Source organism: Mesorhizobium sp. C089B, assembly GCF_030323125.1.
GTDB lineage: Bacteria > Pseudomonadota > Alphaproteobacteria > Rhizobiales > Rhizobiaceae > Mesorhizobium.
Genome location: NZ_CP100469.1, coordinates 1,420,555 through 1,445,020 on the forward strand (window position 1 = coordinate 1,420,555; position 24,466 = coordinate 1,445,020).

General features: G+C 62.9%; 20 protein-coding genes. 8 read left to right on the forward strand and 12 right to left on the reverse strand.

Features of this window, described 5'->3' with window-relative positions:
- On the reverse strand, positions 1–1,011 hold the full coding sequence (gene trpD / locus NLY44_RS07145; protein ID WP_023684712.1) for an anthranilate phosphoribosyltransferase: 1,011 nt from the start codon (positions 1,009–1,011) through the stop codon (positions 1–3).
- A gap of 31 nt (positions 1,012–1,042) precedes the next feature.
- The gene (locus NLY44_RS07150; RefSeq protein WP_023806112.1) at positions 1,043–2,938 is read right to left on the reverse strand and encodes a peptidylprolyl isomerase; all 1,896 of its coding nucleotides are present in this window, start codon (positions 2,936–2,938) and stop codon (positions 1,043–1,045) included.
- Between the two features lie 147 nt (positions 2,939–3,085).
- Between NLY44_RS07150 and tpiA the strand changes: the two genes are divergently transcribed.
- The 5 genes from tpiA (at position 3,086) to NLY44_RS07175 (ending at position 8,205) form a co-directional block, all read left to right on the forward strand.
- Positions 3,086–3,856 carry a triose-phosphate isomerase gene (gene tpiA / locus NLY44_RS07155; RefSeq protein WP_023688559.1) on the forward strand — a complete coding sequence of 257 codons (771 nt, stop codon included), beginning with the start codon at positions 3,086–3,088 and terminating at the stop codon, positions 3,854–3,856.
- Between the two features lie 196 nt (positions 3,857–4,052).
- The gene (secG, locus tag NLY44_RS07160; RefSeq protein ID WP_023806113.1) at positions 4,053–4,541 is read left to right on the forward strand and encodes a preprotein translocase subunit SecG; all 489 of its coding nucleotides are present in this window, start codon (positions 4,053–4,055) and stop codon (positions 4,539–4,541) included.
- Positions 4,542–4,742: 201 nt separating this feature from the next.
- The gene (locus tag NLY44_RS07165) at positions 4,743–5,861 is read left to right on the forward strand and encodes a L,D-transpeptidase (protein ID WP_023693456.1); all 1,119 of its coding nucleotides are present in this window, start codon (positions 4,743–4,745) and stop codon (positions 5,859–5,861) included.
- A 154-nt stretch (positions 5,862–6,015) separates the two neighbouring features.
- On the forward strand, positions 6,016–7,653 hold the full coding sequence (gene pyrG / locus NLY44_RS07170) for a CTP synthase (protein WP_081725397.1): 1,638 nt from the start codon (positions 6,016–6,018) through the stop codon (positions 7,651–7,653).
- Between the two features lie 15 nt (positions 7,654–7,668).
- Positions 7,669–8,205 (forward strand): DUF1697 domain-containing protein, encoded by a 537-nt coding sequence (locus NLY44_RS07175; protein ID WP_023702848.1) that lies wholly within the window; start codon positions 7,669–7,671, stop codon positions 8,203–8,205.
- Positions 8,206–8,356: 151 nt separating this feature from the next.
- Here the strand turns inward: NLY44_RS07175 and NLY44_RS07180 are convergent, their stop codons facing one another.
- From NLY44_RS07180 to NLY44_RS07200, 5 genes are all read right to left on the reverse strand, one after another.
- Positions 8,357–9,814: an NCS1 family nucleobase:cation symporter-1 gene (locus tag NLY44_RS07180; protein ID WP_023688556.1), complete on the reverse strand. Its 1,458-nt coding sequence runs from the start codon at positions 9,812–9,814 to the stop codon at positions 8,357–8,359.
- 200 nt (positions 9,815–10,014) lie between these two features.
- Positions 10,015–10,803, reverse strand: a complete 789-nt coding sequence (otsB, locus tag NLY44_RS07185; protein ID WP_023672690.1) for a trehalose-phosphatase — start codon at positions 10,801–10,803, stop codon at positions 10,015–10,017.
- Positions 10,800–12,581, reverse strand: coding sequence for an alpha,alpha-trehalose-phosphate synthase (UDP-forming) (locus NLY44_RS07190; protein ID WP_023806114.1), 1,782 nt, complete (start codon positions 12,579–12,581; stop codon positions 10,800–10,802). The genes otsB and NLY44_RS07190 overlap by 4 nt, the downstream gene beginning before the upstream one ends.
- A 143-nt stretch (positions 12,582–12,724) precedes the next feature.
- A complete protein-coding gene (locus NLY44_RS07195) occupies positions 12,725–14,887 on the reverse strand; it encodes an amylo-alpha-1,6-glucosidase (protein WP_023806115.1) in 2,163 nt (720 codons plus the stop codon).
- 43 nt (positions 14,888–14,930) lie between these two features.
- Positions 14,931–15,992 (reverse strand): glycosyltransferase family 4 protein, encoded by a 1,062-nt coding sequence (locus NLY44_RS07200; RefSeq protein ID WP_023672687.1) that lies wholly within the window; start codon positions 15,990–15,992, stop codon positions 14,931–14,933.
- Positions 15,993–16,181: 189 nt separating this feature from the next.
- Between NLY44_RS07200 and NLY44_RS07205 the strand changes: the two genes are divergently transcribed.
- Positions 16,182–16,484 (forward strand): DUF982 domain-containing protein, encoded by a 303-nt coding sequence (locus NLY44_RS07205; protein WP_023688551.1) that lies wholly within the window; start codon positions 16,182–16,184, stop codon positions 16,482–16,484.
- 185 nt (positions 16,485–16,669) lie between these two features.
- Positions 16,670–16,828 carry a hypothetical protein gene (locus tag NLY44_RS07210; RefSeq protein WP_023672685.1) on the forward strand — a complete coding sequence of 53 codons (159 nt, stop codon included), beginning with the start codon at positions 16,670–16,672 and terminating at the stop codon, positions 16,826–16,828.
- Between the two features lie 600 nt (positions 16,829–17,428).
- On the opposite strand, the gene NLY44_RS07215 is transcribed toward NLY44_RS07210, so the two are convergent.
- The 5 genes from NLY44_RS07215 to NLY44_RS07235 form a co-directional block, all read right to left on the reverse strand.
- On the reverse strand, positions 17,429–17,629 hold the full coding sequence (locus tag NLY44_RS07215; RefSeq protein WP_081725396.1) for a hypothetical protein: 201 nt from the start codon (positions 17,627–17,629) through the stop codon (positions 17,429–17,431).
- Between the two features lie 2 nt (positions 17,630–17,631).
- Positions 17,632–17,817 (reverse strand): hypothetical protein, encoded by a 186-nt coding sequence (locus NLY44_RS07220; RefSeq protein WP_023688550.1) that lies wholly within the window; start codon positions 17,815–17,817, stop codon positions 17,632–17,634.
- Positions 17,818–18,436: 619 nt separating this feature from the next.
- Positions 18,437–19,909: a protein adenylyltransferase SelO gene (locus NLY44_RS07225; RefSeq protein WP_023806116.1), complete on the reverse strand. Its 1,473-nt coding sequence runs from the start codon at positions 19,907–19,909 to the stop codon at positions 18,437–18,439.
- Positions 19,910–20,194: 285 nt separating this feature from the next.
- Positions 20,195–21,571 carry an NAD(P)/FAD-dependent oxidoreductase gene (locus NLY44_RS07230; protein ID WP_023806117.1) on the reverse strand — a complete coding sequence of 459 codons (1,377 nt, stop codon included), beginning with the start codon at positions 21,569–21,571 and terminating at the stop codon, positions 20,195–20,197.
- Between the two features lie 30 nt (positions 21,572–21,601).
- Entirely contained in the window at positions 21,602–22,429 is an 828-nt protein-coding gene (locus NLY44_RS07235; RefSeq protein WP_023806118.1) for a DUF2243 domain-containing protein, read from the reverse strand.
- A 311-nt stretch (positions 22,430–22,740) separates the two neighbouring features.
- Here NLY44_RS07235 and ctaD point away from each other — a divergent pair, with 311 nt between their 5' ends.
- Positions 22,741–24,399: a cytochrome c oxidase subunit I gene (ctaD, locus tag NLY44_RS07240; RefSeq protein WP_023806119.1), complete on the forward strand. Its 1,659-nt coding sequence runs from the start codon at positions 22,741–22,743 to the stop codon at positions 24,397–24,399.
- Positions 24,400–24,466: the final 67 nt, after the last annotated feature.

The following is a 24,466-nucleotide window of genomic DNA, read 5'->3' on the forward strand; positions in this document are numbered from 1 at the left end:
TCATCCGTTCGAAATCTCGACCAGCCTGTCGAGCACGCCCAGCGCCCGGCCGCTGTCGATGGCCTGTGTGGCCGCGGCCATGCCGTCGGCAAGCGTCGTCGCCTTGCCGGCCACCACCATGCCGGCGCCGGCGTTCATCAGCACCGTATCGCGATAGGCCCCGGCAGCACCTCTCAGCATGTCGCGCAACGCCGTGGCATTGTAGGCGGCGTCGCCGCCGCGCAACTCGTCCTTGGTGTGGCGCTGCAGGCCGACGGCTTCCGGGGTGAGCGTGAAATGGCGGATCTCGCCGCCGGCCAGTTCCGCCACCTGCGTTTCGCCGGTGGTGGTGATTTCGTCATAGCCATCCCCATGGACCACCCAGGCATGCTCGGTGCCCAACGCCTTCAATGTCTCGGCCACCGGCACGATCCATTCCGGCAGGAACACGCCGACCATCTGCCTGCTGACGCCAGCCGGATTGGACAGCGGTCCGAGCAGGTTGAAGATGGTACGCGTGCCGAGCTCGACGCGGGTCGGGCCGACATGCTTCATCGCAGGGTGGTGCGCCGGCGCGAACATGAAGCCGACGCCGGCCTCCTGGATGCAGCGGCCGATCACCTCTGGCAGGATATCGATCTTGACGCCGAGCGCGACCAGCACATCGGCAGCGCCCGTCAGCGACGACAGGCCGCGATTGCCGTGCTTGGCGACCGGCACGCCGCAGCCGGCAATGACGAAGGCCGAAGCGGTCGAGATGTTGACTGAATGCGAATTGTCGCCGCCCGTGCCGACAATGTCGATGGCGCCCTCAGGAGCTTCGACGCGCAGCATCTTGGCACGCATGGTGGCGACGGCGCCGGAAATCTCGCTCACGGTCTCCCCGCGCACGCGCAACGCCATCAGGAAGCCGCCGATCTGGCCCGGCGTCGCGTCGCCAGACATGATGATGTCGAAAGCTTCGCGCGCTTCCTCGAAGGTAAGCCCGGTTCCCGTGGCGACCTTGGCGATATGGGTCTTCAGGGCGCTCATTGGGCCAAGACGTTCATTGGGCTAAGGCCATTCATTGGGCGAGGGCTTGGGAAACGGCGGCCTGGTCGACGCTGACGGCGTACTGCGTCTGCAACTGCGCCACCAGCTGGTCGAGCAGATCGTCGGACATGCCTTGCGTGAAGGATTTTTGCGCATCGTCGGGTACCGAGCTGGCGTCGGCTCCGGCCGGCTCGAACACTTCGGCGACCTTGAACAGGATCTGGCCGTCGCCGATGGGCGAGGGGATCAGCCCGGTGCCGCCTTCGCCGACCCCGAACATCGCAGCAGCACCCTCCTTGCCGAAATCGACATCGTCGGCCTCGCGCTTCACGCCGCGCTTGGTCTGCTTTTCAAGCTTCAGTTCGCCGGCGATGACGTCGAGTGTGGTGCCAGCCTTGAGGCGCTTGTCGAGTTCGTCTGCTTTCGCGGTCAGCCGCTTGGTCGTTTCCTCTGTCGTCCAGTCCGCCACCACGCGCTGGCGGACTTCGTCCAGCGTGCGGTCGCGAGCCGGCGTGATCGATGTCAGTTCATAGAACACGAAGCCGTTGTTAGGCGTGGTCAGGGCTTGATTCTCGGTGTTGGGCTCGGCCTCGAACACCGCCTTGATCAGGTCCGGCGATGCCGGCAGGTCCTTGATGATGGTGCCGTCCGGCTTGAGGCCGGTGCGGTCTATGGCCTCGACGGTGACGTCCTTGAGCTTCAGTTTGGCGGCGGCTTCGGCCAGCGTGCTGCCGGCGGCGCGGGTGTCTTCGTAGTTGTCGTGCACGTCGAGCAGGATGCGGCTTGCTTCGCCGAGCGCCAGATCCTTTCGGATCTGGTCTGACACTTCCGCCAGCGGCTTCACCGTTTCCGGTTTGATCTCGGTGACGCGCAAAAGCACCGGACCGAACGCGCCCTGGACGACCGGGCTGACTTCGTTGACGGCAAGCGCGAATGCGGCATCGGCGACCGCCTTGTCGGTGATCTTATCCTTGGAGAGCGTGCCGAGCAGCGTGTCGGCCGGGGTCTTGCCCTGCGCGGTGACGATCTTGTCGAAAGTGGCGCCCGTCTTCAGCGAATCGGATGCCGCCTTGGCGGCGTCCGCGGAAGGGAACACCAGCTGTTCGATGGTGCGCATTTCCGGCGTGGTGTAGCGGCCCTTGTTCTTGTTGTAGTCGTCGCTGACCTGCTGGTCCGTTACGGCGCTGACATCCATGATGTCTTCGGGCTCGAGCCGGACATAGGAGAATTTGCGGTATTCTGGCGCCGCGTAGGTTTTCTTGTTGGCCTCGAAATAAGCCTGAAGCACGCTGTCGGATGGCGCCTCGATGGGCTCCACCAACGCCTTTGGCAAGATCAGATAGTCGATGGTGCGGTCTTCGCCCCGATAGAGCGCAACTGCCTTGAAGAAGGTGTCCGGAGCCTTGAGGCCGTCCGAAACCGCTTCGACGATCTGCTGGCGCACCGCCACCTGAGCCCGGTTCTTCAGATAATCCTCCGGCCGCATTCCCAGTTCGCGCAGCCGGGATTCGAACAGCCGGCGGTCGAACTGGCCATTCGGGCCTTGGAAGGCGGGTTCCTGCCGCGTCAGTTCGGCCAGCCTGTCCTTGGAGAAGCCAAGCCCGAGCTTGCGCGCCTGTTCGTCAAGGACGGCGCCGGACACCAACTGAGCCAGCACCTGGTTGTCGATGCCATAGGCCTTGGCCTGGTCGCGGCTGATGCGCTGGCCGATCTGCTGCTGCAGCATGGCGATCTGGCGATCGTAGGCGAGGCGGTACTCGGTGATCGACACGGTGGTGCTGCCGGCGGTGATCACCGCATGATGGCCAGCCAGGAAGCCGCCCGTCATCCGCGTGGTGACGCCCCAGGCAAGGAAACTCAACACCAGCAGCGACAGCAGGGCTTTCGCGACCCAGGTCCCTGCCGCGCTTCTCAATATACCAAGCATTGTTACTTCCGATTTTTGCGCAGTTTTGCGTGCGCCCGAGTCTGAAACAAGCGCAATAGCGCCCTTCCGGCTCACTGTCGATTGCTTTGTGGCCTGATTTTGATAGGGAGGGCGAGACCCCAATGTCGCCCGGAGAACCAGATCCCCATGACGCCAGGAATTCGACCGCTCGTTGCCGGCAACTGGAAAATGAACGGCACCAGCGCTTCGCTGAACGAGCTCAGGATGATCGGCAACGGCTTCATGAGCGGGCTCGACGCAGAGACCGAAGCATTGGTCTGCGTGCCGGCGACCTTACTGTCGCGCGCCGTCGAAATCCTGTCGCGCACGCCGGTGCGGGCCGGTGGCGAGGACTGCCACATCAAGGAAAGCGGCGCCTTCACCGGCTGCGTCTCAGCCGAGATGCTGAAGGATGCGGGCGCCAGCCACGTCATTGTCGGCCATTCCGAGTGCCGCGAACAGCGCAGCGAGGACGATGCCATCGTCCTCGCCAAGGCCTCGGCGGCGTGGCGGGCAGGGCTCGTCGCCATCATCTGCATCGGCGAGACCAAGGCCGAGCGCGAAGCGGGCACAGCACTCGACGTGTTATCGCGCCAGGTCGCCGGCTCGGTGCCACCGAGCGCAACGCCCGCCAACACCGTTATCGCCTACGAGCCGGTATGGGCTATCGGCACCGGCCTGACGCCGACCGCCGAAGACGTGGCGGAGGCGCACGCGCATATCCGCCAAAAACTGGCGGAAGCGCTCGGCGCAGCCGTGGCCGGCAAGATGCGCATCCTCTATGGCGGCTCGGTCAAGGCGTCCAACGCTGTCGAACTGCTAGGCGTCAAAAACGTCGATGGCGCGCTGGTTGGCGGCGCCAGCCTGAAGGCGTCCGACTTTCTCGCCATCGCCGAGGCATACCAGAATATCTCGTAGGCCCCGGAATTTCGTTGCCGACCAGTTCGGTCATAGACTTATGAACGCAGCAGTTCGGCGGAAATCGTTGCAAAGGGCGCATTGCTTCCCATATTCCGGCCACGGGCTTGGAAATGCCGTTAAAGCATTGTATGGAGCCGCCTCCAAATCACCGGCCCTGATCGCCAGGGAGCGGCAGGGCTTGCCAGGATAAAATATGGAAACCGTACTGATCGTCATCCACCTCATGGTCGTGCTCGCCCTTGTCGGCGTGGTGCTGCTGCAACGCTCCGAAGGCGGTGGTCTCGGCATTGGCGGCGGTTCCGGTTTCATGACCGCGCGTGGCGCCGCCAATGCGCTGACGCGGGCGACGGCGATCCTGGCCGCGGCCTTCTTCGTGACGTCGCTGACACTCTCGATCGTTGCCCGCTATGGCGAAAAACCGATCGACATTCTCGACCGCGTGCCGGCCGACAGCGGCAACGGCGTGCTCAATCAGTTGCCCGGCACGACGGCGCCGACGCCGCCTTCGGGCAACACCGCACCGGCCGCGCCCGCGGCCAACGGCGCCGCCACCACGCCGCCCGCCACCACGGCCCCGGCGACGGCTCCATCTCCGGCGATGCCACCTGCAACCGATTCGGCTACGCCGCCGGCTACCAATGGCGTTACCTTGCCGGTGACACCGCAGGTTCCGAACCAGTAGTCGGTAGCGTCAGATGCCGCGATCTGTTGTTGTTTCAACACAGTCGCGGCAAATGGCACACGATCACGAAGATTCGACCGCACCCCGTGCTTGAGGCCCGTACGCCACTTCGATTATAGATTGCCGGCGGCACTTTCTGCGCCCTTGGGGGGCGCCGGGCGACGCCGTGGGCAACAAGCATTGAACGATCGGATCTTCGCCATGCAGCTTCGCAGCTTCATTTTCATGGGGTTTTGTGCCGTATTCGGCATGAGCTCCGCGGTCTTCGCCGGCACTCCGGCAATGACCTCACCGCAGGCGGTTGGCAAAACCGCTGTCATCAACGTCGCCGCCAAGAGCGATGCGACGCAGCTGAAGCTTCTCAAGAAGAAGAAAAACCCGAGCCCGGATGATCTGGCTCAGATCAGCAAGCTCGAAGACAAGATCGCCGCCGACAGGGATCTCGCCCGCGTCAAGGCGCTCGAGGCCCGCAAGCTGGCGATGCGCGATGCGGCGAAAGCCAGGGCCGATGCCCAGCGCCAGGCGTTCCTGGCAAGCAAGGGCAAGCCGGTCGTGGTTGCCGACGCCAAGCCAGGCAAGAAGACCACCAAGATCATCGCTCCGGTTGACCCGATCGCGCCGATCGAGCCGATCGAATCGGCTGAACCGCTTCCGGCCGAAGCGATGAATATCGCGCTGACCGGCAACAATGGCGAATTGCGCAGCGAGGCCCCGGGCCAGAAGCCGACGAGCGGCGGACTGTTCGCCGGCCTGTTCGGCGGCACGTCCTCTGCCTCGTCGATTGCCTATCTCCCCGAAACGCGCGCGCTCGACCAGGCTCTCGCCAAGCGGCAAGCCAAGAAGCAGTTCAAGGTGAAGCCGGAATTCGTGCCGCAGGACGTCGAATTCAGCGGCTATGAGCCGGGTACGATCGTCATCGATACCAGCGCGCGCCGCCTCTACCTCGTCGAATCGGCTTTCACCGCCCGCCGCTATGCGATCGCGGTCGGCCGCGAAGGCCTGCAGTTCAAGGGCAAGGTTGCCGTTGGCGACAAGCAGGAATGGCCGCGCTGGATCCCGACGCTCGACATGCAGAAGCGCGAACCCAAGCATTATGGCCAGTACAAGGACGGCATGCCCGGCGGCGGCCAGAACCCGCTCGGCGCCCGCGCCATCTATCTCTACGACGGCAAGAAGGACACGCATCTGCGCATCCACGGCACCATCGCGCCGCAGTCGATCGGAACCAGCGCTTCCAATGGCTGCTTCCGCATGATCAACGAGCACGTCATGGACCTCTACAGCCGCGTCAGGGTCGGCACCAAGGTCGTCATCATCTGACGCTTTCACAAACCTGCCGAAAGGGCCGGCTTTTGCCGGCCCTTTTGTTTTGACCAAAACACCAGTCTCGAACCTCGGGACTATCGCGCCTTCTCTGGAAAAAGCCTCAGCGGCGGTTTTTTCTCTGGCGGAATCAATTCGGCCGCGTTAAGCGATGACTCCCATGGCGCGATATGTATTCATCACAGGCGGCGTGGTTTCCTCACTTGGAAAAGGCATCGCTGCAGCGGCCCTTGGGGCTCTCTTGCAGGCGCGAGGCTATCGCGCACGCATCAAAAAGCTCGATCCCTATCTCAATGTCGATCCCGGAACGATGTCGCCTTACCAGCATGGCGAGGTTTTCGTCACCGATGACGGCGCCGAGACCGATCTCGATCTTGGCCATTACGAGCGCTTCACCGGCCGCTCGGCCAACCAGCAAGACAACATCACCACCGGCCGCATCTACAAGAACATCATCGAGCGCGAACGGCGCGGCGACTATCTCGGCGCCACCGTGCAGGTCATTCCGCATGTCACCGATGAGATCAAGAATTTCGTGCTCGACGGCAATGACGACTATGATTTCGTGCTGTGCGAGATCGGCGGTACGGTTGGCGATATCGAGGCGATGCCGTTTCTCGAGGCTATCCGCCAGCTCGGCAACGATCTGCCGCGCAACAACGCCGTCTATGTCCACCTGACCTTGATGCCTTACATCCCCACGGCCGGCGAGTTGAAGACCAAGCCGACCCAGCATTCGGTCAAGGAACTGCGCGGCATCGGCATCGCGCCCGATATCCTGCTGGTCCGCGCCGACCGCGCCATCCCCAAGGAAGAGCGCAGAAAACTGTCGCTGTTCTGCAATGTGCGCGAGAGCGCCGTCATCCAGGCGCTCGACGTGCCCCACATCTATGACGTGCCGATGGCTTACCACAAGGAAGGGCTCGATTCGGAAGTGCTGGCCGCCTTCGGTATCGATCCGGCGCCGAAGCCGCGCATGGAGCCCTGGCAGGCCGTGTCCAACCGCATCCACAATCCGGAAGGCGAGGTAACGATCGCCATTGTCGGCAAATACACCGGCCTCAAGGATGCCTACAAATCGCTGATCGAGGCTTTGTCGCATGGCGGCATGGCCAACCGCGTCAAGGTCAAGCTCGACTGGATCGAGAGCGAGATTTTCGAGAAGGAAGACCCGACGCCGTGGCTGGAAAAGGTGCATGGCATCCTGGTGCCCGGCGGCTTCGGCGAGCGCGGCTCGGAAGGCAAGATCCTGGCGGCGAAATTCGCCCGCGAGCGCAAGGTGCCGTATTTCGGCATCTGCTTCGGCATGCAGATGGCCTGCATCGAGGCAGCGCGCTCGCTGGCCGGCGTCGAACACGCCTCGTCGACCGAATTCGGTCCGACCGACGAGCCGGTCGTCGGCCTGATGACCGAATGGCTGAAAGGCAACATGCTGGAGAAGCGCCGCGAAACGGGCGATCTCGGCGGCACCATGCGGCTTGGCGCCTATCAGGCTGAACTCGCCAAGGGTTCGAAGATCGCCGACATCTATGGCGACACCCAGATTTCCGAGCGCCATCGCCACCGCTACGAGGTCAATATCGACTACAAGGAGCGGCTAGAAGATTGCGGCCTGGTGTTTGCCGGCATGTCGCCCGACGGTGTGCTGCCGGAAACCGTCGAATATCCCGACCATCCCTGGTTTATCGGCGTCCAGTATCACCCTGAGCTGAAGAGCCGGCCGCTGGAGCCGCATCCCCTGTTCGCCAGCTTCATCTCGGCCGCGGTGGACCAGTCGCGGCTGGTATAAGCAGGCCGCGTTGCCATGCAAACCTATGTTGCGCTGCTCTACAGCATTATCCTCGGCGAAGGCCGCCGGGTCGTCATGGCCGACCTCAAGGCGATGGCTGAACAGCTTGGGCTGAAGAACCCGCGCACCCTGGTGGCGACCGGCAATCTGGTCTTCGAGACACGGGCGACCGGCATCGCCAAGCTGGAACAGCGGCTGGAAACGGCCTTCGAAAAAACCTTCGGCCGCAATGTCGTCATCATCGTGCGCACTGCCGAGGATTGGCTGAAACTTGCCGCCGGCAACCCATTCCCGGCCGACTCTGCCGAGGCAGGCGATCAGGTGGCTGTGCGGGTGATGCGCAAGCCAGCGCCAGCGGATGGTGTGGCCGCGCTCCAGGCCTATGCCGCCGAGGACGAGAAGGTGGCTTCGGTCGACGGCGACATCTGGGTCGTCTTTTCGCGCGAGCGGCCAAGCTCGCGGCTGCTCGCTGCCATGAACCACAAGCGCATGGGCATCGGCACCGCACGCAACTGGAACACGGTGCGGAGGTTGGCTGAGATGGTGGAGTAGGGAGTAGGGAGTAGGGAGTAGGGAGTAGGGAGTAGGGAGTAGGGAGTAGGGAGTAGGGAGTAGGGAGTAGGGAGTAGGGAGTAGGGGTATTATTCCCTACTGACTACTGACTACTGACTACTGACTACTGACTACTCCCTATCCCTCAATTTCACGCCTTCGCCGTCCTGGCCCCTGCGCCAAGGGCGGCGGTGCGAAGGACGTAGTAGATGACCCCTGCAATGCCGACGCCGAAGAACCAGCCATAAACGCCCCACCATGCCGGCAGCAAGTTGGTGAAGTTCGGCAGGACCGAGGAGAAGATGGCGCCGATGCCGGCGGCTATGAAGGCGTTGACGTGCCAGCCGCCCTGGAAGCGGAACTCGCCATCTTCGCGGTACAGTGCCTCGACGTCGACCTCGCCCTTCCGGATCAGATAGTAGTCGACCATCATCACCCCGAAGATCGGCCCCATCGTCGCGCCGATGACGTTGACGAAAGACGCGGCACTGCCTTCCCACGGCGCGAAGGGATAAAGCACCAGCGCGATCACGGCCGCGATATAGCCGCCCTTCTTGAAGTCGATCTGCCGGGGAAAGACATTGGAGAAGTCGAAGGCCGGCGAGACGAAGTTTGCCACCACATTGATGCCGAGCGTTGCCACGGCAAAAGTCAGGGCTGCAAGCGCTGCCAGGAACCAGCTGTCGAATTTCGCCGAGATCTGGTCGGGATGCAGAAGCACTTCGCCATAGACGTCGAAGGCAGCGATGGTGGTCACGCCGGCGACCAGCGAGAACAGGATGAGATTGATCGGCAGGCCCCAGATGTTGCCCTTGCGCAGCGATGCCTTGTCTGGGGCATAGCGGGCGAAATCGCAGAAATTGAGATAGAGCGCCGAGAAATAGGTGACCCAGATCGCGGCCACCGCAAACAGCGACGTCCAGGAGCCAGGGGTTCCGGGTACGCCGGCATCCTTTGTCTTGTCGAGCAGCACATCCATCGGGATGTCGCTGGTAAAGGCAAATCTCCCGGATTTTACACAGAGATAGATCGCCAGGATCAACATCATCACCCACACCGCCGGGCCGGCCCAATCCTGGAAGCGGCGCACCGTTTCCATGCCGTTCTGGATGATCAGCAATTGCAGTGCCCAGATGACCACAAAACAGATCACTTCCAGACCCGTATGGCCGAGGAAATGCGTGTTGGCGTTGAAATCGGCGAACCATTGCGAGCGGATCAGCAACGCCACGATCGCGCCCGATGCCGCCGCCGTCTGCGCGCCGTACCAGAAGCAGGCGACGATGGCGCGCACCAGGGCCGGAATGTTGGCGCCCCAGATGCCGAAGGAGGCGCGCGCCAGCACGGGGTAGGGCACGCCGGTCTTCACGCCGGCATAGCCGACCATGTTCATCAGCGCGTAGATGATCAGCGAACCGATGCCGATGGCGATGATGAAATTGACGAAGCCGCCGCAAAACAGGAACAGGCTTGCGGCGAGATAATAGCCCCAGAGGCTGTGGACGTCCGACGTCCAGACGTTGAAGATCGAGAACGGCCCCCAGTTTCGGACTTTGGCCGGAGCCAGATCCTCATTGTATAGATCAGGTGATGCGCCTTGTATGGTCACTGCGATGTCCTCCCCTTGATGCCGCACGCGCCCTCACGCGTCGACTGCGCAGGTTATGCCTGACGCAGGGGAACCGGCAAGCAATCCATTTGCCGGCTTTGGCCTTAAAGATATTCAATGAGAACAGCGCTTATCGATCGGCTTTTGGCGAAGGTCGGCGCAATCGCGGCGATCTTGATTCGACCCGCAGACGGCAGGGATCAGGACGCTTTGCGGTTGAGGGCCGGTGATGCGTCGAAATTGGCGGCAAGCCAAGCTATCGCGCAGGTGACATCATCGAGCCTGTATTGGGCCACGGTCGGCCCACGCGGCTTGACCCGGATCGAGATGCCGCCGGCCTCGTTGATCGCCTCGAAACCGTTTTCGTCGGCGGTGTCGTCGCCGAGAAAGACCGGCCGCCGTCCGGCAAAGGGCGGGATTGCCATGAAACGCCGCACGGCAGCGCCCTTGGCTGCTTCGAGCGGCATGAGTTCGACGCCGGCGTTGCCCGGGATAACCCGATAGCCCTTGGGAAGCTCGGTCAATGCCTGTTCGGCAAGATGCGTTGCCCTGGCCAGCAGATGCGGCGCCGCACGCGTATGGATGGCGAGGATCGGACCCTTGCGCTCGATATGAACAAGGCCGTCATCCAGTTCGGCCTCGATGGCGTCGGCAAGGGCAGCGATATCGGCGGGAGCATCGGCGGTAACGACCGGGCCGTCCGGCGTCAGCCGGTGTTCCAGCCCATAGAGACCGGCAACACGCAGCTTCAACGGATGAAACAGGCGGTCGGCGCCTTCGACCGAGCGGCCGGTGATAAAGGCGACAGCGCCGTCCAGCCGTTCATCGACGACGCCGAGGAGGTTGCGCAGTTCGTCGCTTACGGACACGGCGTCGGGGTGCGCCGCGTGCTCCAGCAACGTGCCGTCGATATCGAGGAAAAGCGCCCATTGTCCTTCCGGCAGGTCGGGTGCGGTTGGCAGGCCCGGTGCTTTTGACAGGCTATTCATGACGCCACCTTCCGCATGCGGTCGAACAGCGAGACGATGTTGGTGTCGGTGTTTGCGGGCCGCTCGGCGACACTAGTCGCTCTTTCGAGGTCGCCGCGTTTGCGCAGGCGCGCCGCATCGAGCAGCATGCTGCCGGCCCAGCGAAAGACATTGTTGTCGCGCACTATTTCGCGCATCGGGCGCATGCGCTCGCGCTGTTCGTCCGGTGACATGGTCAGCGCCTGCAGCAGCACCTGGCTCATCATCGCCGCGTCGTAAGGATTTACGATCAGTGCTTCCAGCAGTTCGCGCGACGCGCCGGCAAATGTGCTGAGCAACAGCACGCCCTGTTCGTCGTCACGCGCGGCGACGAATTCCTTGGCTACGAGGTTCATGCCGTCATGCAGGCTGGTGACCATGCAGATGTCGGCGGCGCGATAGATCTCATAGACCTGTTGCTGCGAATGGTGCTCAGCCACCATGACCACGGGCTTGTACCCGTCATGACCGTAGCGCTGGTTGAGTTCGTTGGCATAGCGCATGCATTCATCGTGCAGTTGCTGGTAGGCCGGCAGCGTGCCGCGGCTTGGGGCAGCAATCTGCAGGAACACTACCTTGCCGATCCACTCGGGGTGGCGCGTAAACAATTCGTCCAGCGCATGGAAGCGGTCGAGGATGCCCTTGGTGTAGTCCAGGCGCTCGACGCCGACGCACAGCTTGACGTCCGCCGACAGGCCGAACCGCTCACGCAGGCGGGCGCGGCTTTCCTCGACCGGTGGCAGTTTGGCCAGGAGTTCGGCCGGCCATTCGATGGAGATGGGATAGGCGTGCACCAGGGTCGTCCGCCCGCCATACGAGATCGCGGCGTCGGCGCGCTCGATGCGGCTTTCCAGGAACCGGTCTACGCTTTCAGTGAAATTATTGGCATGAAACTGGGTGTGAAAGCCGATGATCGAGCTCCCGAGCAGTCCATCAAGAACGCGTTCGCGCCATGGGCAGATGCTGAACACTTCGGAGTTCGGCCACGGGATGTGCCAGAAGGTGATGATGATCGCCTCCGGCAGGCGCTCGCGGATCATGCGCGGCAGGAGCGCGAAATGGTAATCCTGAACCAGCACGATCGGCCGCTCATTGCGCGCCTCGGCAACCACCATATCGGCGAATTTGCGGTTGACGGCCTCATAGGCCTCCCAGTCCGAGGCACGGAAGACCGGCCGGGTGAAGGCAATATGGCAGAGCGGCCAAAGCCCTTCATTGGCAAAGCCGAGATAGTAGCCCTGATATTCGTCGTCGCTCAGCCACACGCGGCGCAGCGTATAGGACGGATTGTCCGGCGGCACCTGAACCCGATCGTTGCTATCGACCGTCAGACGATCCGCCGTTCCGCCGCCATAGGCGATCCAGGTGCCGCTGCAGGCGCGGGTGATAGGCTCAAGCGCCGACACTAGGCCGCTGGCCGGCACCAGAAGCTCGACGCCGTCGTCCTTGATGTTGTGGATATAGGGTTCTCGGTTCGAGACGACGATGACCTGCGCGTCCGGCAGGTCGTCGGCAAGTATCTTGCGCAAGGTGTCGGGCGACCAGTTCACCAGCGCCGCGTCGGGAGATTGTCCATTCTTCTCGAACTCCCGCAAAACCTTGCGCGTCGCTTCCGATGCGACGTCCTCGCCGGCAGTCGGTGCAACCGTCAAGCTATGGCTACGACGTTGCCTGGAGATCGATAACAGAACGGCTAGAATCGAAAGGCCAAGGCTTGCAAGGATCAAGACCCAGAGCAGGGCCATGCCATGATCAGTCATTCCAATTCCAACTCAATTTTGGCCGTCAGGGCCTTTTTCTTCATGGTTCGATTTGAGTGTTCGCAGCGACGATCGCCCGTGAGAACCTGTGTTTTTCGCAACGCACAAACCCTGGGTTCGGTTCCCGTTGAAGGCCGTTCAGATCATGTCCGCACGATCAGCGGAACCAGCCCTTCATGGCGGTCGGCGAGAAAGGCGACGACGCGGTCGCCGACGCGCTGGAAGGTAAGATCGACCCTCTTTTCGCCGACACCCAGATGCCTGAGCGTCAGCGTATCGATGCCGATCGGCAAACGGGGTCGACTGACGTGGATTTCGCCGTTCCAGCCGTCGATTTCCAGACCGAGGCACGCCTGCATCAGCATGAAGGCCGAGCCTGCCGACCACGCTTGCGGCAGGCAGGCGACGGGGTAGGCGATCGGCGCTTCACCCGGCGAGCGGGTAAAGCCGCAGAACAGTTCCGGCAGCCGCATGTTGAAGTGCACGGCGGATTCGAACGTGCCGCTCATCAGCCGCACCACGCTGTCACGCTCGCCGAACCGCGCCAGGCCGGCGCCGCAGATCGCCGTGTCATGCGGCCAGATGGAACCATTGTGGTAAGACATCGGGTTGAACAGCACAGCATCGTCGGAAAGCGTTCGCACCCCCCAGCCGGAGTGGAAGGAGGCCGAAAGCAACTGGTCGGCGACCATCTTAGCCCGCGCCGGTTCGGGCAGGCCGACGTAGAGCAGGTGTCCGGCATTCGACGTGCGCACCTTGCACGGCTCTCCGGCGCCGTCGATCGCCAGCGCATAGAAGCCGAGATCGTCCAGCCAGAAATCACGCTCGACGGCGATCCGCATCTCTTCGGCGCGATTTTCCCAGTGCTCGGCCTGCGCGAACTCGCCCCGGCGGCGGGCGAGAGCGGCAAGGCCCCTGAAGGCGGCGAAGACATAACCCTGCACTTCGACCAGCGCGATCGGCCCCTTGGGAATGCGGCCGTCGGCGTGGAAGACCGAGTCGAAGCTGTCCTTCCAGCCCTGGTTCGCAAGGCCGGATTCGGCAGCGCGCTGATAGGTGACGAAGCCGGTTGCGCGGCTCGCCTCTTCCGTCCACTTGGCGGCGGCGCAGAGAGACGGCCACAGGCTGGCGATGAAGTCCATGTCGCCGGTGCGCTCGGCATAGGCGCAAGCGAGGTGGATGTAGAGCGGCGTGGTATCGACGCCGCCATAGTAGCGGCCGAAAGGCAGTTCCTGCAGCGCCACCATCTCGCCCTTGCGCGTCTCGTGCATGATCTTGCCGGGCTGCGAGTCGCTGAAAGGCGATGTCTCGGTCGCCTGGTGCTGGGCGAGGAAGGCAAGCACGCCGCGCGCCAGGCCGGGGTTGAGCCATAGCATCTGCAGCGCCGAGATGACGCCGTCACGGCCGAAGGCCGTCGAAAACCAGGGGATGCCGGCATAGGGGTAGGGGCCGGTCGACAACTCGGTGGTCAGCAAGGCGACATCCGCGCGGGCGCGTTCGACCCAATCGTTGAAGACGCGACCCGAACTGTGCACCGTCGCGCCATGGCGGCGCTTGGCCCGCATGCCGAAACGGGCGCGCGCCGCGGCCGCCCGGAAGCGGTCGCGGTCGGGCGTTTCGGTCAGTTCCGCGCCGACCTCAACGTAAAGCATCTTGCTGCTGCGCTTGGTCACTGCGATGAGGAAATCCGCGCGCTCGGCGCTCAACTGGTCCGGCGGCTGCGAGAACGAGATCGCCGACACCCGCGCCAGCCCGTCCAGTCCGTCATAGCGCAGCAGCACCGAGGCAGGCGCGATCTCCGCTGCATGCGCCATTCCGCGCTTCGGCCGGGTCGAACCGCGCACCTCGAACATGTCGCGGAAATCGGCGGCAAAATGCAGCGAGACGCGGATTGCCGAATGCTCCTGGCTGTAGTTGGAAAGGGTGATGCGCTCGAACAGCCGGTCCTGCCACAACAGCCTGACGCGCTCGATATGGATGGCGCCCTGCGGGATGTCGCGGCCACCGACGCTTTGCATCGGCAAATTGGTCATATTGCTGGTGAACAGCACATTGTCCTGGCTGAGGGAGGCGCCGAGCAGCGATGTCTGCCGGCCGCCGACGGTGAGCCTGAACTCCGACAGCACCCGGGTGTCGTCACGGAAGAAACCGTCGCCCGCACCCCTGATATCGCCGTAGGCATCGGCCACGGCAAAACAGTCGCCTTGCTTTAGGGCAAACAGCCGGTGCGGCTCGCGCGGCGCGGTTTCGTCCAGGGAGGCAAGGGCCACGGCAGGGTCGAGCTTGCGCTCGTCAAGTTCGGTCATCAGTCACAAATCTCTGTTTCGGGCTCGGAACGTCCGCCGTCGTTCACGACGCTTTCGATTCAGCCGGGGCGCCGATGAGACGCGCATAGGCAGTGAGATAGTCGCGCGCCATCCTGTTGGCGGAGAACCGACTTTCGAAGACGGCGCGCACCTTTCGCCGGTCGAGTTGCAGCAAGGCCGGCACCGCGGCGACTGCGGCGTCGAGAGAATCGACGACAAATCCGGTAACGCCATGGTCGATGACTTCCGGCAACGCACCGCAGTTCCAGCCGATGGTTGGCGTACCGCACGCCATCGCCTCGATCGCGGCAAGGCCGAACGGCTCGGGCCAGTCTATCGGAAACAGCAGACCAGCGGCATTGCCGAGGAATTCAGTCTTCTCACTCTCGGCGATCTCGCCGACATAGTCGATGCGGTCGCCATCGATCAACGGCTCGATCGTCTCATGGAAATAGGCGCGATCATCGTCGCCGATCTTGGCCGCCAGCTTGAGTTTCATGCCCGAGCGCAAGGCGATGTCGATGGCCCGGTCCGGCCGCTTGTCGCGCGAAAGCCGGCCGAGAAAGGCGAGGTATGGTTCGCCTGCCGCCGTCTCGAAGGTCGGCTGATAGAGACCCGTCGGCAGCCCGTGATGGATGGTGGCCAGCCAATTGGCATTCGCAAGCCCGGTCTTCTGGCTATGCGAGATCGAGATCAGCGGAAAGCGCGGAAAACGCTCATAGGCTGGCGCCAGATCGACATAATCGAGCCGGCCATGAGGCGTCGTCACCGTCTTGTCCGGCATGGTCTCGAAGAACGAGAAATGCAGGAAATGGCTGAGGTGAAAATGAATGATATCAAAGTCGTGGGCTCGGTTCCTCACATCGGCAAGCATCGCAAGATGCGCCGCCGTGTCCGATTTCAGTGGACGCGGATCGAGGCGTAGCGCGCGTTCGCGACCTGGTATCAGTCTGGCCGACGTCCGGCTGTCGCCGCTGGCGAACAGCGTCACCTCATGGCCGAGTTCGACCAGCCCTTCGGTCAGATAGGAAACGATGCGCTCGGTGCCGCCATAGAGAAGGGGTGGCACCGATTCGTGCAAAGGGGCGACATGGGCTATGCGCATGGTTTGAACGTGTCCCTCAAGGCAATCACGAGAGCGAAATGCATCAGCCGGCCTAACGTTCCGGACAAAAGCGGGCGTCGGCAACCCAAGCCCACCAGCGCAGATTTTTTTGCAATAAGCGGAACAAACGCGCCATCCGCGAATTTAGTAGGGTTGGTTCGCGCTGCGGCCGACCAGGGAGAGAACAAAATGGACCGCTTGCATTTCTTTACGCCCGTGCGCATTGCGCGCGGGCAGGGACACCCCGTCGAGGAAGTCGATAGCGTTGCCGAAGCGATGGTCTTTTTGCAGAAATGGCCATTGGGACGGCGTGGGCCTGTGTATCAGTGCGCCGTGAATTGCTGCTCCGCGGCCCTGTCGGGCAGAATGTCGGCCGAAGCAGCCAGGAAGGCGTTTACGGGCTTTGCCCGCATCACCCGGCTGCTCGATGATGACATGGCCCTGCCGATGGGCGGCGAAAGCATGGCGGAAGTCCACGCGCTGAGGCGCTAGGCGCCGGTCCAGCCATTTGGCTATTGAACACCCGGGCTTTGGCGGCGCGGGCATCATCTTTTCCGCACCGGAGTATTCCGGCGCGGCCCTTCACCTCATGGGCCACACTGTGCTTTCATGCGGCGTTTCGCATGACCGGTGGGTGACGACCATCCACAGGCGGCCCGAACGTGGAGGGGTAGACAATGCCGAGACTGATCCTGGGAACACTCGGCGCTATCGTCATCGCCCTCATCTGGGCGGTCTTTGCCAGTTTGATGGGCGCGCCATCGATCGTGATCACGGTCGGCGCGGTCGCCATTGGGGCCGGCGTCTACACCTACGTCGACCGACGCTCGACTTGACGCGTCCCCGGTCTGCCGCGCGCTCGACCAATTGCACGCCGGTGTTTGACGCGCGCGGCAGTCGCGGCGGGCATTCTTCAAAGATGAGCTTGCTGGCCGCATAGAGAGCCAAGGCGCAGACAGGGCGCCACACGTCGGACCGGGCTCCGCGAGAACTTGGGAGAGATCGTCAAAGATCTTTCAATCCGGCCAATGTAGATCGAAACGGCGAATCTGTGGATTTCCGGTGGAACATCGTCGCCTCGAAACACTTCGGGCGTTGCACTGCCCCATCAGTGCACGATCCCTTGTTCTGTTGGAACTGGCCGGCTGCCGAAAGGTGGCCGGCTTTTTTGTATATTAGCGGAACCTGAAATTACGGGGCTTGTTCTGCATGCGGCAGCGAGCCCCTCGCTGCTGGTCGAGGGCCGTAACCCTTGGCCGGGCCCGCATCGCTCCGCCAGTGGTGCGGGCCCACGGCCTCCGGTTTTTCCGGGCGTCTCGACTCGCTGATCCTCACCCTGGTCCGGCTATGCATGTCACTCAAAAAAAGGCTCGGTTGTGAGACAATGACATGCACACGCAGCGCGCTTTAGCACAATCATTCACAAAGCCGTGGGTTCAACTGTTGCTACCCTTCTTGGCTGGATTGTGCGAATGATGACTGTCCTTTTCACCGCCACCCCCTGAAACTCGGCTTTTGGATCGACGGTCTTCATCCGCCGGGGGTTTGTTGACCTGCAGGGGTTTTCTGGCGTTCTCGTGCGATGCGCCTGGCCCGCCCTGCCGGATCGTGTTCGGGTGTTTCTTCGATGTGGACATGATCACCGATCCTGCTGACGGCCCTGATGAGTGGTGTTGACCTTGGTGTTGGCTTGCTGCCCTTGGCGCTCCGGATCCGGCGCTCCGTGAGTGCCGTGCTGGGCATCATCGTGGCTAACCTGTCGCCCTTCTCCTCGACCCTTCTGGCTCTGGTTCTCAGGCGGCACGGGCGGCATTTTGCTCGACATCTGCATCTCCTTGGGTTGGCATCGTGACTCAAAACCGTGATCGTGGGGGGAAGTTCCGTCTGCTTCGTCAGCACCTGTGCTTTCGGTGCCGACGGAATCTGACTCCCAACGCGGATTTCAAGGAACGGCAGCGGCCCGCCCGCGTCGCCCCGCCAGTGGTGCGGGCCTGCAATATAAATCCTAAGCCTGGGCTGCTATCGCAGTTTATTGCGAGCTTCCGGCGACTTGCGTAGCGGGCTTCAGTGGCGACCGAAATACAGTGCTTGACCACGTTGCTGACATGATCGGTGACCAGCGCGGTGTCGCGCCTGGATCGCGGCAGCAGCCTCTGGTCCGATCTGCCTGCAGCTGATGGCAGCTAAAACGACGTCAAAAGGCCTAAGCCTCTTTGATCGCCCTCGCTGCTCGCACGAGCGATGACCAGTCAGCTCCCATGGCTGCGACAAGGTCTCGAGCATCTTCGTCTGATATTCCGGTACGGTCTACGAGCTTCCGTGCCAGCAATTCAAATGCCAATTCTATGATCGTCATAGCTCAGCCCCTACGAGAGTGCCCGTGGACGATAGCTTGCTAATGGGTCTTCCGCATTTGCACATGTTAAGCGACCATCACGAACGTCTCATGTACCGCAGAATGTCTGCAGGACGCGCTCATCCGGGCGTGGCGGCTCAGCATAGCGTTCCATTCCCGGCTGCTCATCGAAGGGACGGCTGACGACCGTCAGGATCTCCTCGAACGGTGTGAAGTCGCCGCCCAACGCCGCCTGGATCATCGCCTCGACGCGATGATTGCGGGGGATGAATTTGGGATTGACGGATTGCATGGCTGCCCGGCGCGTGGCCGTGTCGGCTGCTTCGCTTGCGATGCGCTGTCGCCACCGCGCCGACCAGGCATCGAATGAGCCTGGATTCTTAAACAACTGCCGCGCCGTGCCTTGGCCGTCCGCAGCGTCCAGGTCATCGCCCAGGCGACGGAAGCCGAGCGTAAAGTCCGCTTCGCCGCGAGCCAGCACATCCAGAAAGTCGGCAGCGAGCTGCAAGTCGCCTTCCGCTTCGGTCAGCAGTCCGAGTTTTCTGCGGAAGCCGCGCTGCAACACAGCCTCATAGGAGGCCTGGAACGACCTCAGCACCTCTTCCGCTTCAGACACTGCTTCATTCTCGTCCGTGCTCATGAGCGGCAGCAGGGTCTCGGCAAAGCGCGCAAGGTTCCATGTGGCGACACGAGGCTGGTTGGCATAGGCATAGCGGCCGGCGCGGTCTATCGAACTGAACACCGCGCTGGGGTCATAGGCGTCCATAAAGGCGCATGGGCCATAGTCGATCGTCTCGCCCGAGATCGACATGTTGTCGGTGTTCATGACGCCATGGATGAAGCCGACCAGCATCCAGCGCGCCACCAGATCCGCCTGTGCGGCGACAACGGCCTCCAGCAAAGCCCGGTACGGCCGTGCTTCCCCCGCCAGCTGTGGGAAGTGACGCTGAATGGCATAGTCGGCCAGTATCTTGAGCGCCTCGGTGTCGTGGCGCGCGGCGAAATATTGGAACGTGCCGATCCTGATATGGCTTGCCGCCACCCGTGTCAGGACGGCGCCGGGCAGCCGGACCTCGCGATAGACCGGGTCGCCGGTGAGCACCGCCGCAAGGCTTCGCGTCGTCGGAATGCCGAGCGCCGCCATCGCTTCGCTGACGACATATTCGCGCAGGACAGGGCCGAGTGCGGCGCGGCCGTCACCGTTGCGCGAGAACCGCGTTGGTCCCGATCCCTTCAGCTGGATGTCACGGCGAATGCCGTTGACGTCCAGCACTTCGCCAAGCAGCAGAGCGCGCCCGTCGCCGAGCTGAGGCACGAAGCTTCCGAACTGGTGGCCCGCATAAGCCAGGGCGATTGCCTGCAAGCCTTCCGGAAATTTGTTGCCGGCCAGCATCGCCACTCCATCCGGGCTGGTAAGCAGGTCGGCATCGAGCCCGAGTTCCTCGGCGAGGGGCCGGTTGAACCGGATCAGCCGCGGTTCGGATACCGGCTTCGGATGTGTTTGCGCGAAGAAGCGCTCCGGCAGTTGCGCATAGCTGTTGCTCAGGGCAGGAAGCCCCATCTGAATGACCGGGGGTTGTTCAGCAGTCGCAGGTGACGTCATGACGAGCTGTCTCTGAAGAGGAGGGGTTCAACAGATCCCGTTTCGAGGAGCCTGTGTTCATTTGTTCATATAGGGACGCAACGTCGTTGGTGCCATCCGGATCCATCAGGCCGGCACCGGATACAAGCTGGGAACCACCCGCCTCGATTATCGAGGTTCGGGCTGCCGTGGGACGACGGGCCGTGGCGGAATCCAGAGCTGACCCCCGCATCGCCACTGTCTCCGAACTGAGCACCCGGCAATCTAGTCAGTGCGGGCGTGCAATGCCGGGGCGGCGTCTGCCTTGGTTGGCAGCGGCTCTCTCGGGGCCGCTCCCGGCGACGATGTCGAACCCGGTTCGACTCGCTCCTCGGCGATGAGCCGGGCGCCACGCTCATAGGTCAGGTAGCGCCAGAGCCACTGGATCGAGACCTGAACGCGGTGCTGAAAACCGACGAGCAGGTAGACATGGATGAGCGCCCAGGCAGACCAGGCGAACCAGCCTTTCAGTTTCAGCCTGCCCGATTCGAACACGGCAGCGTGGCGGCCGACAATGGCCGTGTTGCCTCGATTGCTGAAGACAAAAGCGGGCAGCGTGTCGCCAGCATTTATCCGGCGTGCCAGTGCCTTGCCGAGGTGCTCGCCCTGCTGCTTGGCGACCTGGGCAAGACCCGGCAATGGCTGGCCGTTCCCATCGAGGACCAGTGCGACGTCGCCAAGCGCGAAGACATCGGGGTGGCCGACGACGTGCAGGTCGGATTCGACCTTCACCCGACCGCCGCGGTCGAGCCCGACACCGAGCTGGGCGACCAGCGGAGAAGCCGCCACCCCAGCGGCCCAGAGCGTCAAGGCCACCGGGATCACCTGGCCGCCGACGGTGATCTGATGCGCTTCGATCGCCTCGACCCGGTTGCCGAGCGCGACCTCGACGCCCAGGCTTTCAAGGCGCAGACGTGCATATCTGGAAAGCTCCGGGGCGAATCCGGCGAGCAGACGCTCGCCGGCTTCTACCAGTATGATCCTTGTCTTCTCGGGCCGGATGTTGCGGAAGTCGCGCGCCAGTGTGTGCCGGCTGAGTTCGGCGATCGAGCCCGCCAGTTCGACACCGGTCGGGCCGCCGCCGATAATGGCGATCGTCATCAGCCGGGATTGCTCGACTGGATCGGTGGTCCGTTCCGCGTGCTCGAACGATAGCAGCAACCGTGACCGGATCGTGCGCGCGTCCTCGATGGTCTTCAAACCGGGACAAACCCGAGCCCAGCTCTCCTGGCCGAAATAGAATGGCTGCGAACCGGTGGCCAAGACCAGGATGTCGTAGGGGACCGTGGTCCCATCGGCCAGCACCAGTATCCTGGCCTCGGTGCCGATCTCGGTGACATCGCCGAAGAGGACCTGAACCGAGGGATAGCGGCCCAGGATCTTGCGGATGGGCTCGGCGATATCAGGCGCCGACAAGGCGGCGGTTGCAACCTGATAGAGCAAGGGCTGGAACAGGTGGTGATTGTGGCGGTCGATGATCGTCACCCCGATTTCCGCCTTGCCGAGCGCCTTGGCAACCTCCAGACCGGCAAAGCCTCCGCCGACCACGACGATGCGCGGTGTCAGGCTCCGGCCGTGGCTGCTCTCGGTGGCGAATTGCATGCTTGATACTCCCCTATCCCTGTCCGGAAGTCATAGCCTGGCAGGAGTGCCTCGCTGCTGGCTGGACCTACTGCTCATTCCGGCGGCATCGGTCCAGGCAAGGCATCCGGCAATGACAGGCGTCGTGCTGACCACCAAGGCGCCGCGTGCGTGAAGGGCTACCAACCCGCGCCATGAGACGCGGTCGACCGCCCAGATGGTGCCGCTGGCGTCGACCCATTTGAGATGGGCGTCGGCGACTTCAACGGCCCGCATCATCGCCGCCGGTTCCATCCCGGCCCGAAAGACGATGATGGAATTGGCGGCACCGTTGAAGAACGGGCCGGCGCCGGCTGCCAGTCCCGCAAGCAGGACGATGCTGGTCAGCGCTGCCGAAGCACCGCGTGCCGGTCCGCCGCGGTTGGGCAGCACCAGCACCAACACCAGCGGCACGATTCCGAAGATGACCAGCCACGCAATATCCCAGGCGAGCGGCAAATCGCTGTTCATCTTGATCCGGTGCAGACCCAGCAGCCAGTGAAACACGACAGCATCGACGACATGCCAGACGCCGAACCCGGCGAAGGCGAGCCGCAGGATCTCCGTGGTGGTCCCGGGCCGCGCGCCAGCCGCCCTCGCGGCCACCAGCAGCACCGTGCCGGCGACGGCGAGCACATACATGAAAAGATGGAAGAGACCGTCGGCCATGATCTGGAAGCGCAGGTCGGAACCCGCCGGATCGGCGACGCCCGAGAGAAGGTGATGCCATTGCAGGATCTGATGCAGGACGATGCCGTCGAAGAAACCGCCGAGCGCGAAGCCGAGCAGCAGCCAGCCGGCTCGCGTTCTCGGGTCGAGTGTCGCTGTGATCGCGTCCATGTCAGGACCACCGGCTCCAGGCCGGGGCGTTCAGTTGCCTGGGCGCCGACATGTCCGGCGGCGTGGGGCCATGGAGACCATGACGCGCCTCGAGCCAGAAGGCGGATATCAGCCCACCAACCACCGTCGTCAGAACCAGGGTCGCAGCAATTATCGCCAGCATGGAGGTCGATCCTCAGCCGCGCAGGGTCGGCCGCGCGGAACCTAACAGCGGCTTCCGTGGAATGTTCCTACCGCCGGTTCGGTGGAGGGAACAATCAAGTTCCAGCACGGTTCGATGCTGGCGACGGACGGCTCAAGCGGAGAAGGTCATGAACGAATATACGGCGGCAGATCCGGGCGGTCTCGACGGCCATCAGCCGAGCGGCATCACCCGATGGCTGTTTTCGACCAACCACAAGGACATCGGCTCACTCTATCTGGTCTTCGCTTTCATCGCGGGGGTGATCGGCATGCTCTTGTCGGTGAGCATGCGAATCGAGCTGCAGCAACCCGGGATCCAGTTTTTCCCCGGACTGGCGTCGATGATCTACGGTTACCAGGGCGACGCGGCGATCGACGCCGGCAAGCAGCTTTACAACGTCTTCACCACGGCCCACGCGCTGATCATGATCTTCTACACTGTGATGCCCGCCCTGATCGGCGGCTTCGCCAACTGGATGGTTCCGATCATGATCGGCGCCCCCGACATGGCCTTCCCGCGCATGAACAACATCTCGTTCTGGCTGCTGCCGCCGGCATTGATGTTGCTTTTGTTGTCGATCTTCATGCCCAGCGTCCCCGGCGGCTATGGCCCTGGGACCGGCTGGTTCCTGTACCCGCCGCTGTCGACCTCCGGCCATCCCGGTCCCGCCGTGGATCTGGTCATCCTGTCTCTGCACATTGCGGGCGCCTCCTCGATCCTGGGAGCCATCAACTTCATCACCACCATCTTCAACATGCGCGCGCCGGGGATGACCCTGCACAAGATGCCCCTGTTTGTGTGGTCGATCCTCATCACCGCCTTCCTGCTGCTGCTGGCCCTGCCGGTGCTGGCCGGCGCCATCACCATGCTCCTGACCGATCGCAATTTCGGAACCACGTTCTTCGCGCCGGACGGCGGAGGCGACCCGCTGCTGTACCAGCATCTCTTCTGGTTCTTCGGCCACCCGGAAGTCTACATCATGATCCTGCCGGCGTTCGGCATCGTCAGCCAGGTGATCTCGACCTTCTCGCGAAAGCCGATCTTCGGGTATCTCGGGATGGTCTACGCAATCGTGGCGATCGGGGTGATCGGCTTCGTCGTCTGGGCCCACCATATGTACACCAGCGGGATAGGCCTCGACACGCAGCGCTACTTCACCTTCGCCACGATGGTGATCGCAGTGCCGACCGGGATAAAAGTGTTCTCCTGGATTGCAACCATGTGGGGCGGTTCGGTCAGCCTGCGGACGCCGATGCTCTGGGCCCTCGGCTTCATATTCCTGTTCACCGTAGGCGGGGTGACGGGCGTTCAACTCGCAAATGCCGGCCTCGACCGTGAACTGCACGACACATACTTCGTCGTCGCGCATTTCCACTACATACTTTCACTGGGAGCGATCTTCGGCATCTTCGCGGGCTGGTATTACTGGTTTCCGAAAATGACGGGATATCTCTACAACCCGCTTCTGGCTGGGGTCCATTTCTGGACGACCTTCGTCGGCGTGAACCTCGTCTTCTTCCCCCATCACTTCCTTGGATTGGCTGGCATGCCGCGTCGTTATGTCGACTATCCCGACGCATTCGCCGGCTGGAACATGGTGTCCTCGTATGGATCGTACCTGTCGGCCGCGAGTGTCGTGATTTTCCTCTTCGGCATCTTGGAAGCTTTCTACCGGCGAAGAGCCGCCGGCATGAACCCGTGGGGGCCAGGAGCTACCACATTGGAGTGGGAGTTGACCTCTCCACCCCCTTTCCATCAATGGGACAGGCTGCCGCAAATCAGATGAGGCTGGGTTGTCGAACTCCTTTGCGCAAGCCCAGCCCGGTTCCCCGCTGAGGGCAAACTTCAGCCTG

Coding starts and splice junctions, on each gene's coding strand:
- trpD (WP_023684712.1), bottom strand. CDS start 1,011: ATGAGCGCCCTGAAGACCCATATCGCCAAGGTCGCCACGGGAACCGGG.
- NLY44_RS07210 (WP_023672685.1), top strand. CDS start 16,670: ATGCCGAGACTGATCCTGGGAACACTCGGCGCTATCGTCATCGCCCTC.
- NLY44_RS07200 (WP_023672687.1), bottom strand. CDS start 15,992: ATGCGCATAGCCCATGTCGCCCCTTTGCACGAATCGGTGCCACCCCTT.
- pyrG (WP_081725397.1), top strand. CDS start 6,016: ATGACTCCCATGGCGCGATATGTATTCATCACAGGCGGCGTGGTTTCC.
- NLY44_RS07165 (WP_023693456.1), top strand. CDS start 4,743: ATGCAGCTTCGCAGCTTCATTTTCATGGGGTTTTGTGCCGTATTCGGC.
- NLY44_RS07205 (WP_023688551.1), top strand. CDS start 16,182: ATGGACCGCTTGCATTTCTTTACGCCCGTGCGCATTGCGCGCGGGCAG.
- otsB (WP_023672690.1), bottom strand. CDS start 10,803: ATGAATAGCCTGTCAAAAGCACCGGGCCTGCCAACCGCACCCGACCTG.
- NLY44_RS07225 (WP_023806116.1), bottom strand. CDS start 19,909: ATGGGGCTTCCTGCCCTGAGCAACAGCTATGCGCAACTGCCGGAGCGC.
- NLY44_RS07215 (WP_081725396.1), bottom strand. CDS start 17,629: ATGTCCACATCGAAGAAACACCCGAACACGATCCGGCAGGGCGGGCCA.
- NLY44_RS07220 (WP_023688550.1), bottom strand. CDS start 17,817: ATGTCGAGCAAAATGCCGCCCGTGCCGCCTGAGAACCAGAGCCAGAAG.
- secG (WP_023806113.1), top strand. CDS start 4,053: ATGGAAACCGTACTGATCGTCATCCACCTCATGGTCGTGCTCGCCCTT.
- ctaD (WP_023806119.1), top strand. CDS start 22,741: ATGAACGAATATACGGCGGCAGATCCGGGCGGTCTCGACGGCCATCAG.
- NLY44_RS07235 (WP_023806118.1), bottom strand. CDS start 22,429: ATGGACGCGATCACAGCGACACTCGACCCGAGAACGCGAGCCGGCTGG.
- NLY44_RS07230 (WP_023806117.1), bottom strand. CDS start 21,571: ATGCAATTCGCCACCGAGAGCAGCCACGGCCGGAGCCTGACACCGCGC.
- NLY44_RS07195 (WP_023806115.1), bottom strand. CDS start 14,887: ATGACCGAACTTGACGAGCGCAAGCTCGACCCTGCCGTGGCCCTTGCC.
- tpiA (WP_023688559.1), top strand. CDS start 3,086: ATGACGCCAGGAATTCGACCGCTCGTTGCCGGCAACTGGAAAATGAAC.
- NLY44_RS07150 (WP_023806112.1), bottom strand. CDS start 2,938: ATGCTTGGTATATTGAGAAGCGCGGCAGGGACCTGGGTCGCGAAAGCC.
- NLY44_RS07190 (WP_023806114.1), bottom strand. CDS start 12,581: ATGACTGATCATGGCATGGCCCTGCTCTGGGTCTTGATCCTTGCAAGC.
- NLY44_RS07175 (WP_023702848.1), top strand. CDS start 7,669: ATGCAAACCTATGTTGCGCTGCTCTACAGCATTATCCTCGGCGAAGGC.